The sequence below is a fragment of the Haloarcula sp. H-hyl6 genome (genome assembly GCF_056934455.1).
Genome location: NZ_JBRIIK010000001.1, coordinates 2,162,170 through 2,176,587, shown reverse-complemented (window position 1 = coordinate 2,176,587; position 14,418 = coordinate 2,162,170). Strand labels below are relative to the sequence as shown.

The window sequence follows — 14,418 nt, the reverse complement described above, 5'->3', positions numbered from 1 at the left end:
ACCGACCCGTCGAGGCGCTACCCGCCGAACTCCTCGATGAGTGCGGGCACGACCTCGAACAGGTCGTCCTGAATGCCGTAGTCGGCGATGTCGAAGATGGGCGCGTTGGGGTCCGTGTTGATGGCGACGATGGTGTCGCTCCCCTTCATCCCGGCGACGTGCTGGACCGCCCCGGAGATGCCGATGGCGATGTACACGTCGGGGGTGACGACCTTCCCCGACTGGCCGACCTGCCGGTCTTTGGCGAGCCAGCCGTTGTCGATGAGCGGGCGCGAGGCCGACACCGTCGCGTCCAGCGCCTCCGCGAGGTCGAAGACGAGGTCCAGGTTCTCCTCCTCCTCGATACCGCGGCCCACGGAGACGAGGACGTCGGCGTCGGTGATGTCCACCTCGCCCCCGCCGACCTCCTCGAACCCGGTGACCGTCGACCGGACGGCGGCCTCGTCGACGTCGGCGTCGAACGGTTCGACGACGGCGTCGCCGGTGCCCTCGGCGGCCGGCCACTCGGCGGGTCGGACGGTCACCGCCGCCCGGTCGGCGTGGACGTCGATGGTCGTCTCGACTTTCGACCCGTACAGTTCGCGCGTCGCCGTGAGTTCCCCGTCGTACGCGAGGTCTACCACGTCGGTCACCAGCGGCCGGTCCAGTCGGCTAGCGACCGCCGGCGCGTAGTCCAGCCCGTTGACCGTGTTCGGGAGCACGAGCAGGTCCGGGTCCACGGCCTCGACGAGTTGCGTCACGACCTGCGTGTAGACGTCGTGGTTGAACTCCTCGCCCTCGGCGACGGTGTGGACCCTGTCGACGCCCTCGCGGTTCAGCCGGTCGCCGAACGTCTCGACGTCGCCGCCGATGACCGCGGTGTGTAGCTCTCCCCCGGTCGCGTCCGCGAGCCGTCGCCCGGCGGTCAGCAGTTCCAGACTCACGTCTCGCAGTTCGCCGCGCCGGTGTTCCGCGACGGTGAGGACCGTCATCAGCTACCCACCCCCTTCTCGCGGAGCAGGCCAGCCAACTCCGCGGCCGTCTCCTCGGCGCTCCCTTCGAACACCGTGGCGTCGCCCTCGCTCTCCGGTTCGTAGAGGTCGGTCTGTTCGAGGGGGCTCTCGACGTCCGCCGGCGTCAGGTCGAGGTCCGAGAGGGAGTACTCGGCCAACTCCTTGCTCTGGGCCTGCCGGATACCCCGGAGACTCGCGTACCGCGGCTCGTTGATACCGGTCTGTATCGTCAGGACGGCGGGCAGTTCCACGTCGGTCAGTTCCTCGACGCCGCCCTCCAGTTCTCGGCGCACGTGTGCGACGCCGGCCTCCCGGTCCAAGTCGAGGGCGTTGACCACGGCCGCCCACTCGAAGCCGAGGTGGTCCGCGAGGGTGACGCCGGTAGCGCCGAACCCGTCGTCGGCCGACTGTACCCCGGTGAGTACGAGGTCCGGGTCCTCCTCGGCGGCGACGGCGGCCAGCAGTCGGGCCTTCGTCTCGGGGTCCAGCAGTCCGGCTTCGGCGAGCGCCTCGTCCCACACTCGAACCGCGCGGTCGGCACCCTTCGCCAGCGCCTGTCGAATCGTGTCCTCGGTGTCTGCGTCACCGATGGTCACGGCCACGACCTCGACGTCTTCGCCGGCCTCCTGTATCTGGACGGCGGCCTCGACGGCGTAGTCGTCCCACTCGTTGAGGTCGTACGTGACGTACCGGTCGTCGATAGCGAGTCCGTCTACCTCGAACTCGTCGTCCACGTCGGCCACCTCCTTCACCGTGACAAGTATTTTCATACCATGCAGTGGGGCCGGACGGCGAATAAACGTTTCCGAACCAGAAACCACCGAGGTGGGGTTTACCTCGCCAGCCTACTCGTCAATCTCGGTGACGTCCTCGTCCGGAAAGGAGATGAGGTTCTCCCGCCCGATGCGGAGTTTGTCGATGCGGTCGTTCTCGTCCATCGCGGAGAGCAACTGCGACACCTTGGCGTTCGACCACCCCGTCTCCTTGACGATGCGGGCCTGTTTCATCCGCCCGCCGTTCTGTTCGAGCAGTCGCTCGACGCGCTCCTCGTCGCTCAACAGCGTGACGTCGACCTCCTCGTCCTCGGTGTGGTCGGCGGCCGCGCCGTTGGTCGCGCTGTCCGTCCCACCGTCCGGGCGGTCGTCCCCGCCCGCCGCGTCGCTCGCACCCGCTGGCGGGACGTCGCTGCCCTCCCGGTTCATGTATCCGACGGCGACGACGAGACCGATGACCAGCATGAGGAGGGCACCGAGCCAGAGCGAGGACCCGTCGAGGAGCCCACCCTGCGGCGTCTCCTCGGTGCCGGTGGTGCTGCGGTCCTGGTCGCCGGTGTAGACGATTTCGAGATAGCCGGGTTCGAACGTCCGCGGGCCTTCGAACCGGAGTTGCCCGTTCTGGACGCCCATGGTCGGCGGGGACCGCTGGACGCCGTAACCCGCTGGCGCGGAGATGACCAGCGTCTGGTCCGCGGCGAGGCTCTCGAACCACGTCCCGTCCCCGGAGTCGAACGCGTCGTCGATGATGAGTTGGTCGCCCTCGACGGTGGCGAAGTTCGTCCACGTGAACTCGAGTACCAGCGTCCCGCTCCGCTCGTTGACGACGTAGTCCCGGCTCATCCCGGTGACGTTCATCTCGCGCCCGGTGGCGGCCGTCGCGGCGTCGTTGGCCTGTCGGAACGCCGTCGCCCATCCCGTGTTCGCCTCGCCCTCGGCGTACTGCTGGGCCAGTTCCTCGAACGCCGCCGTGTCGTTGGGGTCGTCGAGCGCGTACGTGTCGGTGATGGTCCAGCGCGCGTCGCCGTTCGGTTGCAACTGTAGATAAAACGTCGTGTTCTCCGTGACCGGTGTCGGGGTCTGGGTAGGTGTCGACTGCTGGGCCGCGACGCCGCTCGACAGCGCCGGCGTGGCAGCGGCCGACGTCGTCGCGAGCGCCACGACGAGGAGGACGAGGAGGGCGGCGGGTACCCGCGGGGACATTTTCACAAGAGCATCCTCATTCCGGCGGCAAAACCCTTTCCATCCGAGAATAAAACGTCAGCGCCCTCTTTGAAACGTCTCGTGGCTTCTCCGCCGGCTATGCAGTCTCTGGTAATAGGGGGATTTTTGTACTCAGCGGATTAACCCGGTGGTGATGCGACTCCTCCCTGCCCTCCTCGTCGCACTGGTGCTCGCGAGTGCGACGGCCGCCCCCGTCGCCGGTTGGGACGCGACGCCGGCGCGGTCACTGTCGGACGGGTCCGTCTCGGAGCGGATAACGCCCATCGACAACACGACCAACCACCTCACTATCCCGCCGGGCGAGATTCGCGCGTCCGGGTACAACGAGACGGGGGTAGACGTCGGGACAGCGGTTGCCGCAGGCTCCCGACAACTCCACCAACGCCACGACGCCGTCGCCTTCGAGAAGCGGTTCCGGAGCGCCGACTCGACGTACGAACGACGCCAACTCGTCCGTTCCACCTTGTCGGCCGTCGAGGCCAGACGAGCGGCGCTCACTCGGGCCCAACAGACCGCGATTCGGCAGTACGCGGCCGGCGAGGTATCCGCGTCGGAACTCGTCCGGACCCGCGTCCTCGTCGACGCCGAGGCCCGCGAACTGGGGGCGACGCTGGACCGAATCGCCGCCGCGGAGCGACTCGAAAGGGAGTACTCGATGACCAGCGGCACGCAGACCCGGCTCCGGAACCTCGAGGGGACCCTCAAGACGCTCCACGGGCCCGTCGGCGAACACCTGCACGCGAGCGTCGTGGGTGACACCGAGGAGAGCGTCGTGTACGTCGAGGCGTCGAACACGGGCTACATGTTCGCGACCGTCGACGGCGGCCAGTACGTCCGAGAGACCCGTCTCGGGAGCGAGCGTATGGCCAACGGCACCGACCAGTTCGCACAGGAGGCTTCCGACGACCGGAACCGTCTCGACGTCGCCGACGAACGGGCCTCGGAGCTGTATCCGTGGCTCTACGAGCGACAGCGACCGAGCTTCACCTACTACGGCACCTCGGGTATCTACGAACTGACGGCTAACCACCCTAACGGACGATTAACCTCGTACCTCGACGGCGCGACGACGAACGTCTTCTTCGAACGCCAGCACCGGCGACTGTCGACGGTCGACGCGACGGACTCCGTGGCTACGGTCAACGGGTCGCTGCGGGTCGAAATCGACCGGTCCTACGAGACCGGGCCGATGCTCGTGACCGTCACCAACAACCAGACGGGTGAGCCAGTGGACGCCAGCGTCCACGTCGACGGGCGACCGGTCGGCGCAACCGGGTCCGACGGCGCGCTCTGGAGCGTCGAACCGCGCGACACCTACACGGTCACGGTCCGGATGGGTGACGGGACTCGCGCGTCGGTGGTCGTCCCCGAGCGCTGAGCGGTCCGTCCGCGTCGCTCGACACGGCCTAGTAGAGACGACAGAACGTGGACCCGGCTACTCGGGGACGTCGGCGATAGTCGTAATCGCCCGCGGGCTCCCCGGCCGAGACTGCTGAATGTGGTGTTCGAACGACTCGTAGCCGGCGGCTTCGAACATCCGGTCGGCCTCCGCCTCGTCGTAGAACAGCATGATGGCGTCGGCCATCTTCTGGAAGATGGAGGAGTTGGGGTAGTCCGGACCGACGATGAGGACTTTGCCGCCGGGTTTCGTGATGCGGCGACACTCCTCTAGCGCGTCGACCGGGTTCGGCCAGTACTCGATGGACCCGGAGGACCAGACGACGTCGAAGCTGTCGTCCTTGAAGGGGAGTCGCTCGGCGTCGCCGAGGTGGAACCTGACGTCGCCGTGTTTCCCGAACTTCTGGTAGGCCTTCGAGAGCTGGTGGGGGCTCTGGTCGAGGCCGTACACCGTCTCGACGTGTTCCAACAGCCCTTCCGTCGCGAAGCCGGTCCCACAGCCGACGTCGAGCACTCGGTCGTCGGGGTCCAAGCCCAACATCTCGATGGCCTCGTCGCGCATCCGCTCGTCCCAGATGAACGGGTTGATCCTGTCGTACACCTTCGAGAGGTACTTGTAGAACGTCCGCGCGCGGGCCTTGTTCTCGAGGACTCCCATTAGCCACGTCTTAGGGGGTCGCAGTCATAATTCCCCGGATTTCGGGCTGGGAGCACGTGCGGGCGTGATTCGGCGACTGCGTGTGTCTCTCTGTCAGGCACGGAAACTTCGCAACTACCAAATAGCCGCTCTAGCAACGGTCACACGATTAGAGAATGCCACGGCCAGAAGTTCTAGACAGGATAAAGGAGGCCGAGCAGGAGGCCGACGACATCGTCGCTGAGGCCGAAGAGTACCGCGAGGAACGACTCGCCGAAGCCCGCGAAGAGGCCGACGAGATTCGCGAGGAGGCCCGGGAGGCGGCCGAGGAGGCGGCCGAGGAACGCCTCGAAGAAGCCCGCGAGGAAATCGAGGCCGAGCGCGAGGAACTCATCGCCGAGGGCGAGAACACCCGCGAAGAGCTCGAAGAGCAGGCGTCTGGCCGCACCGACGAGGTGGTCGAGTACGTCACAGACCTGTTCGAGGAGGCGGTACATGCTCAGACCTGAGAAGATGTGCCGCGTCTCGGTGACGGGGTCGAAGCGTGTCATGGAGGCGGCTATCGAGGCCGTCCACGACCTCGACATGCTCCACGTCACCGAGTACGACGGGTCCTGGGAAGGGTTCGAGCCCGGGAACCCGGTCGAAGGGGCCGACAACGCCTCCGACCAGCTCGTCACCGTCCGGTCGCTGCAGTCCATCCTCGACGTCGACGAGGAGGACGCCGGCCCGACGCGGCTCGTCACCGACGACGCGCTCGAAGAGGACCTCGAAGAGGTCCGGACGCAGGTCAACGAACTCGACGACCGGCGCGACGACATCCGCGACGACCTCCGCGACGTCGACGAGCGCATCGACACGATGGAGCCGTTCGTCACGCTCGGCATCGACCTCGACCTGCTCCGTGGCTACGACTCCCTGTCGGTCGCCGTCGGTGAGGGCGACGCGGACGAGGTCAAAATCGCGCTGGCCGACAGCGACGTCGACACCTTCGAGGTCCGCTCTGAGGACGACGTCGTCGCCGTCTTCGCGCAGACCGACGAGGGCGACCTCCAGGACGCGCTCGTCGGAGCTACGTTCTCGCAACTCGAAGTACCGGACGGGAGCGGCGCCCCGTCGGAGTACCTCGAGGAACTCCAGCACGAGAAACAGAAGCTCGAGTCCAAACTCGCGACCGTCGAGGACGAACTCGACGACCTCCGACTGGACTACGCGGGCTTCCTGCTGGCCGCCGAGGAGAAGCTCTCCATCGAGGTCCAGAAGGCCGAGGCACCGCTGACGTTCGCCACGACGGAGAACGCCTTCATCGCCGAGGGGTGGATTCCCAACGACCGCTACGCAGAGTTCGAGAGCGCGGTCGAAGCAGAGGTCTCGGAAGCCGTCGACATCGAGAAACTCGAAGTCGCCGAGTACGAGGAGGGCCACGTCCACTCCCGCGAGGAAGTCGAACACGAGGGTGGCGACGGCGGGACGGAACAAGAGGAGGCGACCATCACCGAAGCGGGCGACTCCTCGCAGGAGGCCGTCGCGGACGGCGGCCTCGTCACGATGGACAGCGACCAACCACCCGTCATCCAAGACAACCCCGGCGTAGTCCGCCCGTTCGAGGACCTCGTCGAGGTCGTCAACCGCCCGAAGTACAGCGAGTTCGACCCGACGGTCGTCTTCTTCCTGACGTTCCCGGCGTTCTACGGGTTCATGATCGGCGACCTCGGCTACGGGCTCCTATACCTCCTCGCGGGGTACGGTCTGTACACGAGCGTCGACAGCGACGTGCTCAAGAGTCTGGGCGGCGTCGCGATGTGGGCCGGTGGGTTCACCGCGCTGTTCGGCGTCCTCTACGGCGAGGTGTTCGGACTGCACCAACTGGGCGAAATCGTCTGGGGCGGCAACCCGCCGATGCACAAGGGGCTCCAGCCGGTCTACGGTGACTACGCCATCGCGTGGCTGACCATCAGCCTGCTCGTCGGGATGGTCCATCTCGCCGTCGGCTGGATATTCGACTTCGTCGAGAACCTCAGCCACAGCCTCTGGGACGCGGTCACCGAGAGCGGGTCGTGGCTCCTGATGCTGTTCGGTCTCTGGGCGTGGGTCTTCTCCGGGGCGAACGGCGCCGCACCGAACTTCCTCTACACCGCCGAGGAAGGCATCTTCGCCGGCCACCCGTTCGCGTTCGGGTTCGCCGGCCTGCCGGCCATCAACCTGTTCACCATCCCGGGGCTGGGCGCGCCGTTCTCGGCGTGGCTGGTCCTGTTCCTCGCGGGCCTCGTCCTGCTCGCGCTGGCAGACCCCATCGAGGTCGTGGAGTTCCTCAACGTGCTGGTGAACGTCCTCTCGTACACCCGACTGGCCGCCGTGCTGCTGGCCAAGGCGGGGATGGCCTTCGTGGTCAACCTCCTGTTCTTCGGCGTCTACGTCGTCGAGTCGGGCCACGGCGAGGAGTGGCACTTCGGTCTCGGTCACTCCCCGGCCCACATGCTCGAACAGGGGACTTACCACGGAAACGAGGTCGTCAGCGTGATGTTCCCCGGCTTGATGCACTCGGGCATCGCAGGCGTCGTCGGTGGCCTCCTCGTCCTCGTCCTCGGTCACGTGCTGGTCCTCATACTGGGTGTCACCAGCGCCGGCCTGCAGGGCGTGCGCCTCGAGTACGTCGAGTTCTTCGGCAAGTTCTTCGAGGGCGGCGGCAAGGCGTACAACCCGTTCGGCTACGAGCGGACCTACACGACGGACGACTGAGCGCGCGCCGCCGTTTCTTTATTAGTGTCGGTCTCAGGAGACTGGCTACCGGCTGGAATCGCCTCGAACGGCGGCTGGTACCAGCTCACAATCCCCCCCTCCTGAGCGGCTAAATCGCCCGAACAGCGTCCTGACGAACCGTTTTGGGAAGCTTTATGAAGTACGTGGAGTCACATACGCCTGTTCGGACACGAGCAACCCCAGAGAGGACTTCAACAACATGATTGAAACCATCGCACTCGTTGTCAACGCTGTACTGCAGGAAGGTAGCGCCGCACCGGCCATCCCCGCTTCCGCCGCCGCGGCCCTCGCCGTCGGGCTCGCCGCGCTGGGCTCCGGGTACGCGGAGCGAGGTATCGGTGCCGCCGCAGTCGGCGCCATCGCGGAGGACGACAGCATGTTCGGTCGTGGCCTCATCCTGACGGTCCTGCCGGAGACACTCGTCATCCTCGCGCTGGTCGTCGTCTTCGTCGTCTAAACATCCCCCTTTTCCAACAATGAGCCTTGATACAGTCGTAGAGGACATCCGAGACGAGGCCCGCGCGCGTGCAGACGAGATACGCGACGAGGCCGACGAGCGTGCCGAGGACATCGTCTCCGAGGCCGAGGCCGACGCCGAGCAGATTCACGAGGAACGCGAGGCGGAGGTCGAACGCGAAATCGAGCAGTTGCGCGAACAGCGCCTCTCATCGGCGAAGCTCGAGGCAAAGCAGGCACGGCTGGAAGCCCGTCGCGACGTCCTCGAAGACGTCCACGACGACGTCGAACAGGCCGTCGCCGACCTCGAAGGCGACCGCCGCGAGGAGCTGACCAGCGCGCTGATTTCGGCCGCCGTCGAGGAGTTCGACGACGGCGACATCCTCCTGGTCCACGGCCGCGCCGACGACCAGGACCTCATCGAGGATATCCTCACTGACTACGACGACGCAGAGTTCGCCGGGGAACACGAGTGTCTCGGCGGTGTGGTTGTCGAGAGCGAGGCCTCCCGCGTCCGTGTGAACAACACGTTCGACTCCGTGCTGGAGAGCGTCTGGGAGGACAACCTGAAAGCAATCAGCGACCGACTCTTCGAAGCACAATGAGCAGCCAAGGGACGGCAAAACGCGGCCGGAGCTCGAATTACGAGTACGTCATCGCTCGGGTTCGCTCCCGTCGTGCCTCGCTGTTCGACGACGACGACTACCGCAAACTGGTCCGCATGGGGACGGGCGAGATCGCCCGCTTCATGGAGGAGACCGAGTACGAGTCGGAGATGAACGCGCTCGGGTCCCGCTACTCGGGCGTGGACCTCGTCGAGTACGCGCTGAACCGCAACCTCGCGAAGCACTTCGACGACCTGCTCCGCTGGTCTGAGGGCGCGCTGTACGACTACATCGCCCGCTACCTGCGGAAGTTCGACGTCTGGAACGTCAAGACGGTCATCCGCGGGCTCTACGCCGGTTCTGACGCGACCGAGGTCGAGGACGACCTCATCCGCGCCGGCGAGTTCAGCGAACGGCGCATCGACCAGTTGCTGAACGCCGGGTCCATCGAGGAGGTCGTCGAGCAACTCGACGACACCATCTTCGGTGACTCGCTGGCCGACGCGTTCGAGGTGTACGAGGAGACGGAGGTCCTCGTGCCGCTGGAGAACGCCGTCGACCGTGCCTTCTACGAGACCCTACTCGACGGTCTGCCGGACAACCCGGAGATAGACAGCCCGACCGGGCTGTACGTCGAGTTCCTCGAAGCCGAAGTGGACTTCCGGAACCTCCGGAACGCGCTCCGTCTGGCCCGAAGCGGCGCCGAGGTCGACCCCTCGGAGTACTACATCGAGGGCGGGAAGCTGTTCGACGCACAGTCGCTCGCACAGCTCACCTCGAACTTCGACGGGCTGGTCGCCGCCGTGCGCGAGAGCACCTACGGCGACGACCTCGACGCGGCGCTCGGCGCGCTGGAAGACGCCGAGAACCTCATCGAGTTCGAGCGAGCGCTGGACGCGGCGCTGTTGGAGTACGCGGACAAGCTCTCGAACCGCTACCCGCTGTCGGTCTGCCCGGTGCTGTCGTACATCCTCGCGAAGGAGCGAGAGGTCGACAACATCCGCGCCATCGCACGTGGCCGTGAGGCGGGCCTCGGACCCGACGAAATCGAACAGGAGCTGGTGATACTATGAGCCAGGAGATAGCTGTCATCGGGAGCCCGGAGTTCACGACGGGCTTTCGACTGGCCGGCGTCCGCAAGTTCGCGGACGTCCCTACCGACGAGAAGGACGAGCGACTGGACGACGCCGTAGAGGAGATGCTCACGGACGACGACGTCGGCATCGTCGTGATGCACGACGAGGACCTGGAGCACCTCTCCCGTGGCGTCCGGAAGGACGCCGAGACGAGCGTCGAACCCGTGCTCGTGACGCTCGGCGGCGGCACCGGTAGCGGCGGACTGCGTGAACAGATCAAACGAGCCATCGGTATCGACCTGATGGACGAAGATTAACTATGAGTCAAGCAACAGAATCCGACGTCCGCGAGGACGGCATTATCGAAAGTGTCTCGGGACCGGTCGTAACGGCTCGAGACCTCGACGCCCGGATGAACGACGTCGTTTACGTCGGTTCGGAAGGGCTGATGGGCGAGGTCATCGAGATAGAAGGCAACATCACCACCATCCAGGTGTACGAGGAGACCTCCGGCGTCTCCCCCGGTGAACCCGTCGAGGGGACCGGTGCACCGCTCTCCGTGGACCTCGGGCCGGGAATGCTCGACGCCATCTACGACGGCGTCCAGCGCCCGCTCGACGTCCTCGAAGAGAAGATGGGGTCGGCGTACCTCGACCGCGGTGTCGACGCGCCGGGTATCGACCTCGAGAAGACCTGGGAGTTCGAGCCGACCGTCGAGGCCGGCGACGAGGTCGAACCCGGCGACATCGTCGGGACCGTCCCCGAGACGCCCAGCATCGACCACAAAGTGATGGTCCCGCCCGACTACGAGGGCGGCGAAGTCGCCGCCACCGAGTCCGGGAACTTCACCGTCGAGGAGACGGTCGTCGAACTGGACAACGGCGAGGAGATCCAGATGCGTCAGGAGTGGCCGGTCCGCAGTCAGCGCCCGGCCGACGAGAAGGAGACGCCGACGGAACCCCTCATCTCGGGCCAGCGCGTGCTGGACGGCCTGTTCCCCATCGCGAAGGGCGGGACGGCCGCCATCCCCGGCCCGTTCGGGTCCGGGAAGACGGTTACCCAGCACCAGCTCGCGAAGTGGGCCGACGCGGACATCGTCGTCTACGTCGGCTGTGGCGAGCGTGGCAACGAGATGACCGAGGTCATCGAGGACTTCCCGGAACTGGAAGACCCCATCACGGGCAACGCCCTGATGGACCGCACCTGCCTCATCGCCAACACGTCGAACATGCCGGTCGCGGCGCGTGAATCCTGCGTCTACACCGGTATCACCATCGCGGAGTACTTCCGCGACATGGGGTACGACGTGGCGCTGATGGCCGACTCCACCTCCCGGTGGGCCGAGGCCATGCGCGAGATTTCCTCCCGACTGGAGGAGATGCCCGGCGAGGAGGGGTACCCCGCGTACCTCTCCGCTCGCCTGAGCGAGTTCTACGAGCGCGCCGGCTACTTCCAGAACATCAACGACACCGAGGGGTCCGTCTCGGTCATCGGGGCCGTCTCCCCGCCGGGCGGGGACTTCTCGGAACCGGTCACGCAGAACACCCTGCGTATCGTCAAGACGTTCTGGGCGCTGGACGCCGACCTCGCCGAACGGCGACACTTCCCGTCTATCAACTGGAACGAGTCGTACTCCCTCTACCGGGACCAGCTCGACCCGTGGTTCGTCGAGAACGTCCGCAACGACTGGCCGGAGACGCGCCAGTGGGCCATCGACACGCTCGACGAAGAGGCCGAACTGCAGGAGATCGTCCAGCTCGTCGGGAAGGACGCGCTGCCCGAGGACCAGCAGCTCACGCTGGAAATCGCTCGCTATCTGCGCGAGGCGTGGCTCCAGCAGAACGCGTTCCACCCGACGGACACCTACTGCGAGCCCGAGAAGACGTACCGCATCATGAACGCTATCAAGACGTACAACGACGCCGCCTTCGACGCGCTGGAGGCCGGCGTCCCGGTCGAGGAAATCACCGACATCGAGGCCGCCCCGCGGCTCAACCGTATCGGTGTGCAGGAAGACTACAACGAGTACGTCGACGACCTAGAGGAGGACATCCAGTCCGAGCTCCGGGAGCTGTACTAACAATGAAAGAGTACCAGACAATCACAGAGATTAGCGGACCGCTGGTCTTCGTCGAGACCGACGAACCCGTCGGCTACGACGAGATCGTCGAGATCGAGACCGGCGACGGCCAGACGCGCCGTGGCCAGGTGCTCGAATCCGCGAGCGACTACGTCGCCATCCAGGTGTTCGAAGGGACGGAGGGCATCGACCGCGAGGCCTCCGTTCGCTTCCTCGGCGAGACGATGAAGATGCCCGTCACCGAGGACCTCCTCGGGCGGGTGCTGGACGGGACCGGACAGCCAATCGACGGCGGGCCGGAAATCGTCCCCGACGACCGACAGGACATCGTCGGTGCGGCTATCAACCCGTTCTCGCGCGAGTATCCCGAGGAGTTCATCCAGACGGGCGTCTCGGCCATCGACGGCATGAACACGCTCGTCCGCGGACAGAAACTGCCCATCTTCTCGGCGTCGGGGCTCCCCCACAACGACCTCGCGCTCCAGATTGCCCGTCAGGCCAGCGTGCCTGAGGAGGAGGAGGGCGACGACGAGGACGGCTCCGAGTTCGCAGTCATCTTCGGCGCGATGGGCATCACGGCCGAGGAGGCCAACGAGTTCATGGACGACTTCGAGCGCACCGGTGCGCTGGAACGCTCCGTCGTCTTCATGAACCTCGCCGACGACCCGGCCGTCGAGCGGACGATTACGCCGCGGCTGGCACTGACCACCGCGGAGTACCTCGCCTTCGAGAAGGACTACCACGTGCTGGTCATCCTGACGGACATGACCAACTACTGTGAGGCGCTGCGCGAAATCGGCGCCGCGCGCGAGGAGGTCCCGGGCCGACGTGGCTACCCCGGGTACATGTACACCGACCTCGCGCAACTGTACGAGCGGGCCGGTCGTATCGAGGGCCGTGAGGGGTCTGTCACGCAGATTCCCATCCTCACGATGCCCGGCGACGACGACACGCACCCGATTCCGGACCTGACCGGGTACATCACCGAGGGGCAGATATACATCGACCGCGACCTCAACAGTCAGGGCGTCCAGCCGCCTATCAACGTCCTGCCGTCGCTGTCGCGCCTGATGGACGACGGTATCGGCGAGGGGCTGACCCGCGCCGACCACGCCGACGTCAAAGACCAGATATTCGCGGCGTACGCGGAGGGTGAGGACCTGCGCGACCTCGTGAACATCGTCGGTCGAGAGGCCCTCTCGGAACTCGACAACAAGTACCTCGACTTCGCCGACCGCTTCGAGGACGAGTTCGTCGACCAGGGCTTCGACACCGACCGAGACATCGACGAGACGCTGGAACTCGGTTGGGACCTGCTCTCGATGCTCCCGAAAGACGCGCTTAACCGCATCGACGAGGAGCTCATCGAGGAGCACTACCGCGAAGACGAGACTGCGGAGAGCGCCGAGGACGAGGCCGTCGAGGCCGAGGCGTAACGGACGGGCCTACCGCGGCTCGTTTCGGTTCGGACAACGTTGGCTGGGTCTTACCTAACTGTTTGGGGATTCTAAACTTTACTTGTGCAGTCTAAACTGTAGCTGCACTATGCCACAACCAGGCAGCGAATCGATATGGCTATGGCTCGGCACAGCAGGCATGTTCCTCGGCATGCTGTACTTCATCGGCCGAGGGTGGGGTGAGACGGACGAGCGCCGACAGAAGTTCTACATCGCGACGATACTGATAACCGCGATAGCGTTCGTCAACTACCTCGCGATGGCGCTGGGGTTCGGGCTGACGTTCGTGGAACTCCCGAACGACCCAGAGGCACCCATCTACTGGGCGCGGTACACGGACTGGCTGTTCACGACGCCGCTGTTGCTGTACGACCTCGGGCTACTGGCCGGGGCGGACCGTAACACCATCGCGACGCTCGTCAGCCTCGACGTGCTGATGATAGGGACGGGCGTGGTGGCCACCCTGTCGGCCGGCAACACGGTCCTCTCGGTCGGCGCGACGCGACTGGTCTGGTGGGGCATCAGCACGGCGTTCCTGCTCGTGCTGCTGTACTTCCTGTTCAGCTCGCTGTCCGGTCGGGTCAGCGACTTACCGAGCGACACGCAGAGTACCTTCCGGACGTTGCGGAACCTCGTAACCGTCGTCTGGCTGGTGTACCCGGTGTGGTGGCTCGTCGGCACTGAGGGGCTCGGCCTCGTCGGCATCGGCATCGAGACGGCCGGGTTCATGGTCATCGACCTCGTCGCCAAGGTCGGCTTCGGGTTCATCCTCCTGCGGAGTCACAGCGTCCTCAACGGTGCCGCAGAGCGCGCCCCCACGGGCGCGACGCCCGCGGACGACTAAGCGGAACACTCGCCGCACAGTCCATCGAATCGGGACGGCGGTCGAGAGCCGTATCGCCGCTGTATTCTTTCGGCCGTGGACGCCACGTAGCCGTGGCAGTCGGGTCGGAACGACTG

14 protein-coding genes are annotated in these 14,418 nt (G+C 65.8%); 10 read left to right on the top strand and 4 right to left on the bottom strand.

The annotated features are described in order from the left end of the window. Window positions 1–17: 17 nt before the first annotated feature. The 3 genes from Hhyl6_RS11240 to Hhyl6_RS11230 form a co-directional block, all read right to left on the bottom strand. Window positions 18–971: an electron transfer flavoprotein subunit alpha/FixB family protein gene (locus Hhyl6_RS11240; protein ID WP_483739282.1), complete on the bottom strand. Its 954-nt coding sequence runs from the start codon at window positions 969–971 to the stop codon at window positions 18–20. Further along, window positions 971–1,762: an electron transfer flavoprotein subunit beta/FixA family protein gene (locus tag Hhyl6_RS11235; protein ID WP_483739281.1), complete on the bottom strand. Its 792-nt coding sequence runs from the start codon at window positions 1,760–1,762 to the stop codon at window positions 971–973. The genes Hhyl6_RS11240 and Hhyl6_RS11235 overlap by 1 nt, the downstream gene beginning before the upstream one ends. A 75-nt stretch (window positions 1,763–1,837) precedes the next feature. Further along, on the bottom strand, window positions 1,838–2,968 hold the full coding sequence (locus tag Hhyl6_RS11230; protein ID WP_483739280.1) for a helix-turn-helix transcriptional regulator: 1,131 nt from the start codon (window positions 2,966–2,968) through the stop codon (window positions 1,838–1,840). A 154-nt stretch (window positions 2,969–3,122) separates the two neighbouring features. On the opposite strand from Hhyl6_RS11230, the gene Hhyl6_RS11225 reads away from it, so the two are divergent. Beyond that, window positions 3,123–4,367, top strand: a complete 1,245-nt coding sequence (locus tag Hhyl6_RS11225; RefSeq protein WP_483739279.1) for a DUF7096 domain-containing protein — start codon at window positions 3,123–3,125, stop codon at window positions 4,365–4,367. A gap of 57 nt (window positions 4,368–4,424) precedes the next feature. Here Hhyl6_RS11225 and Hhyl6_RS11220 read toward each other — a convergent pair whose 3' ends face one another. Beyond that, window positions 4,425–5,045: a methyltransferase domain-containing protein gene (locus Hhyl6_RS11220; RefSeq protein ID WP_483739278.1), complete on the bottom strand. Its 621-nt coding sequence runs from the start codon at window positions 5,043–5,045 to the stop codon at window positions 4,425–4,427. A 155-nt stretch (window positions 5,046–5,200) separates the two neighbouring features. On the opposite strand from Hhyl6_RS11220, the gene ahaH reads away from it, so the two are divergent. The 9 genes from ahaH (at window position 5,201) to Hhyl6_RS11175 (ending at window position 14,302) form a co-directional block, all read left to right on the top strand. Beyond that, complete coding sequence (gene ahaH / locus Hhyl6_RS11215; RefSeq protein ID WP_483739277.1) at window positions 5,201–5,533, top strand: ATP synthase archaeal subunit H; 333 nt, start codon at window positions 5,201–5,203, stop codon at window positions 5,531–5,533. After that, entirely contained in the window at window positions 5,520–7,763 is a 2,244-nt protein-coding gene (locus Hhyl6_RS11210) for a V-type ATP synthase subunit I (RefSeq protein ID WP_483739276.1), read from the top strand. Before ahaH ends, Hhyl6_RS11210 begins: the two co-directional genes overlap by 14 nt. Before the next feature lie 220 nt (window positions 7,764–7,983). Continuing rightward, on the top strand, window positions 7,984–8,241 hold the full coding sequence (locus Hhyl6_RS11205; RefSeq protein ID WP_483739275.1) for a F0F1 ATP synthase subunit C: 258 nt from the start codon (window positions 7,984–7,986) through the stop codon (window positions 8,239–8,241). Window positions 8,242–8,260: 19 nt separating this feature from the next. Beyond that, a complete protein-coding gene (locus tag Hhyl6_RS11200; RefSeq protein WP_483739274.1) occupies window positions 8,261–8,845 on the top strand; it encodes a V-type ATP synthase subunit E in 585 nt (194 codons plus the stop codon). Then, window positions 8,842–9,918: a V-type ATP synthase subunit C gene (locus tag Hhyl6_RS11195; protein ID WP_483739273.1), complete on the top strand. Its 1,077-nt coding sequence runs from the start codon at window positions 8,842–8,844 to the stop codon at window positions 9,916–9,918. The genes Hhyl6_RS11200 and Hhyl6_RS11195 overlap by 4 nt, the downstream gene beginning before the upstream one ends. Beyond that, entirely contained in the window at window positions 9,915–10,238 is a 324-nt protein-coding gene (locus Hhyl6_RS11190) for a V-type ATP synthase subunit F (RefSeq protein ID WP_483739272.1), read from the top strand. The genes Hhyl6_RS11195 and Hhyl6_RS11190 overlap by 4 nt, the downstream gene beginning before the upstream one ends. Window positions 10,239–10,240: 2 nt before the next feature. Continuing rightward, window positions 10,241–12,001, top strand: a complete 1,761-nt coding sequence (locus tag Hhyl6_RS11185; RefSeq protein WP_483739271.1) for an ATP synthase subunit A — start codon at window positions 10,241–10,243, stop codon at window positions 11,999–12,001. A 2-nt stretch (window positions 12,002–12,003) separates the two neighbouring features. Next, complete coding sequence (locus Hhyl6_RS11180; protein WP_483739270.1) at window positions 12,004–13,437, top strand: ATP synthase subunit B; 1,434 nt, start codon at window positions 12,004–12,006, stop codon at window positions 13,435–13,437. 109 nt (window positions 13,438–13,546) lie between these two features. Further along, a complete protein-coding gene (locus Hhyl6_RS11175; RefSeq protein ID WP_483739269.1) occupies window positions 13,547–14,302 on the top strand; it encodes a bacteriorhodopsin in 756 nt (251 codons plus the stop codon). Window positions 14,303–14,418 lie beyond the last annotated feature (116 nt).

Excerpts from the sequence above, each read along its gene's own strand:
- Hhyl6_RS11175 (WP_483739269.1), top strand. The coding sequence starts at position 13,547 with ATGCCACAACCAGGCAGCGAATCGATATGGCTATGGCTCGGCACAGCA.
- Hhyl6_RS11195 (WP_483739273.1), top strand. The coding sequence starts at position 8,842 with ATGAGCAGCCAAGGGACGGCAAAACGCGGCCGGAGCTCGAATTACGAG.
- Hhyl6_RS11180 (WP_483739270.1), top strand. The coding sequence starts at position 12,004 with ATGAAAGAGTACCAGACAATCACAGAGATTAGCGGACCGCTGGTCTTC.
- Hhyl6_RS11200 (WP_483739274.1), top strand. The coding sequence starts at position 8,261 with ATGAGCCTTGATACAGTCGTAGAGGACATCCGAGACGAGGCCCGCGCG.
- Hhyl6_RS11230 (WP_483739280.1), bottom strand. The coding sequence starts at position 2,968 with ATGTCCCCGCGGGTACCCGCCGCCCTCCTCGTCCTCCTCGTCGTGGCG.
- Hhyl6_RS11225 (WP_483739279.1), top strand. The coding sequence starts at position 3,123 with ATGCGACTCCTCCCTGCCCTCCTCGTCGCACTGGTGCTCGCGAGTGCG.
- Hhyl6_RS11210 (WP_483739276.1), top strand. The coding sequence starts at position 5,520 with ATGCTCAGACCTGAGAAGATGTGCCGCGTCTCGGTGACGGGGTCGAAG.
- Hhyl6_RS11205 (WP_483739275.1), top strand. The coding sequence starts at position 7,984 with ATGATTGAAACCATCGCACTCGTTGTCAACGCTGTACTGCAGGAAGGT.
- ahaH (WP_483739277.1), top strand. The coding sequence starts at position 5,201 with ATGCCACGGCCAGAAGTTCTAGACAGGATAAAGGAGGCCGAGCAGGAG.
- Hhyl6_RS11235 (WP_483739281.1), bottom strand. The coding sequence starts at position 1,762 with ATGAAAATACTTGTCACGGTGAAGGAGGTGGCCGACGTGGACGACGAG.
- Hhyl6_RS11185 (WP_483739271.1), top strand. The coding sequence starts at position 10,241 with ATGAGTCAAGCAACAGAATCCGACGTCCGCGAGGACGGCATTATCGAA.
- Hhyl6_RS11220 (WP_483739278.1), bottom strand. The coding sequence starts at position 5,045 with ATGGGAGTCCTCGAGAACAAGGCCCGCGCGCGGACGTTCTACAAGTAC.
- Hhyl6_RS11240 (WP_483739282.1), bottom strand. The coding sequence starts at position 971 with ATGACGGTCCTCACCGTCGCGGAACACCGGCGCGGCGAACTGCGAGAC.
- Hhyl6_RS11190 (WP_483739272.1), top strand. The coding sequence starts at position 9,915 with ATGAGCCAGGAGATAGCTGTCATCGGGAGCCCGGAGTTCACGACGGGC.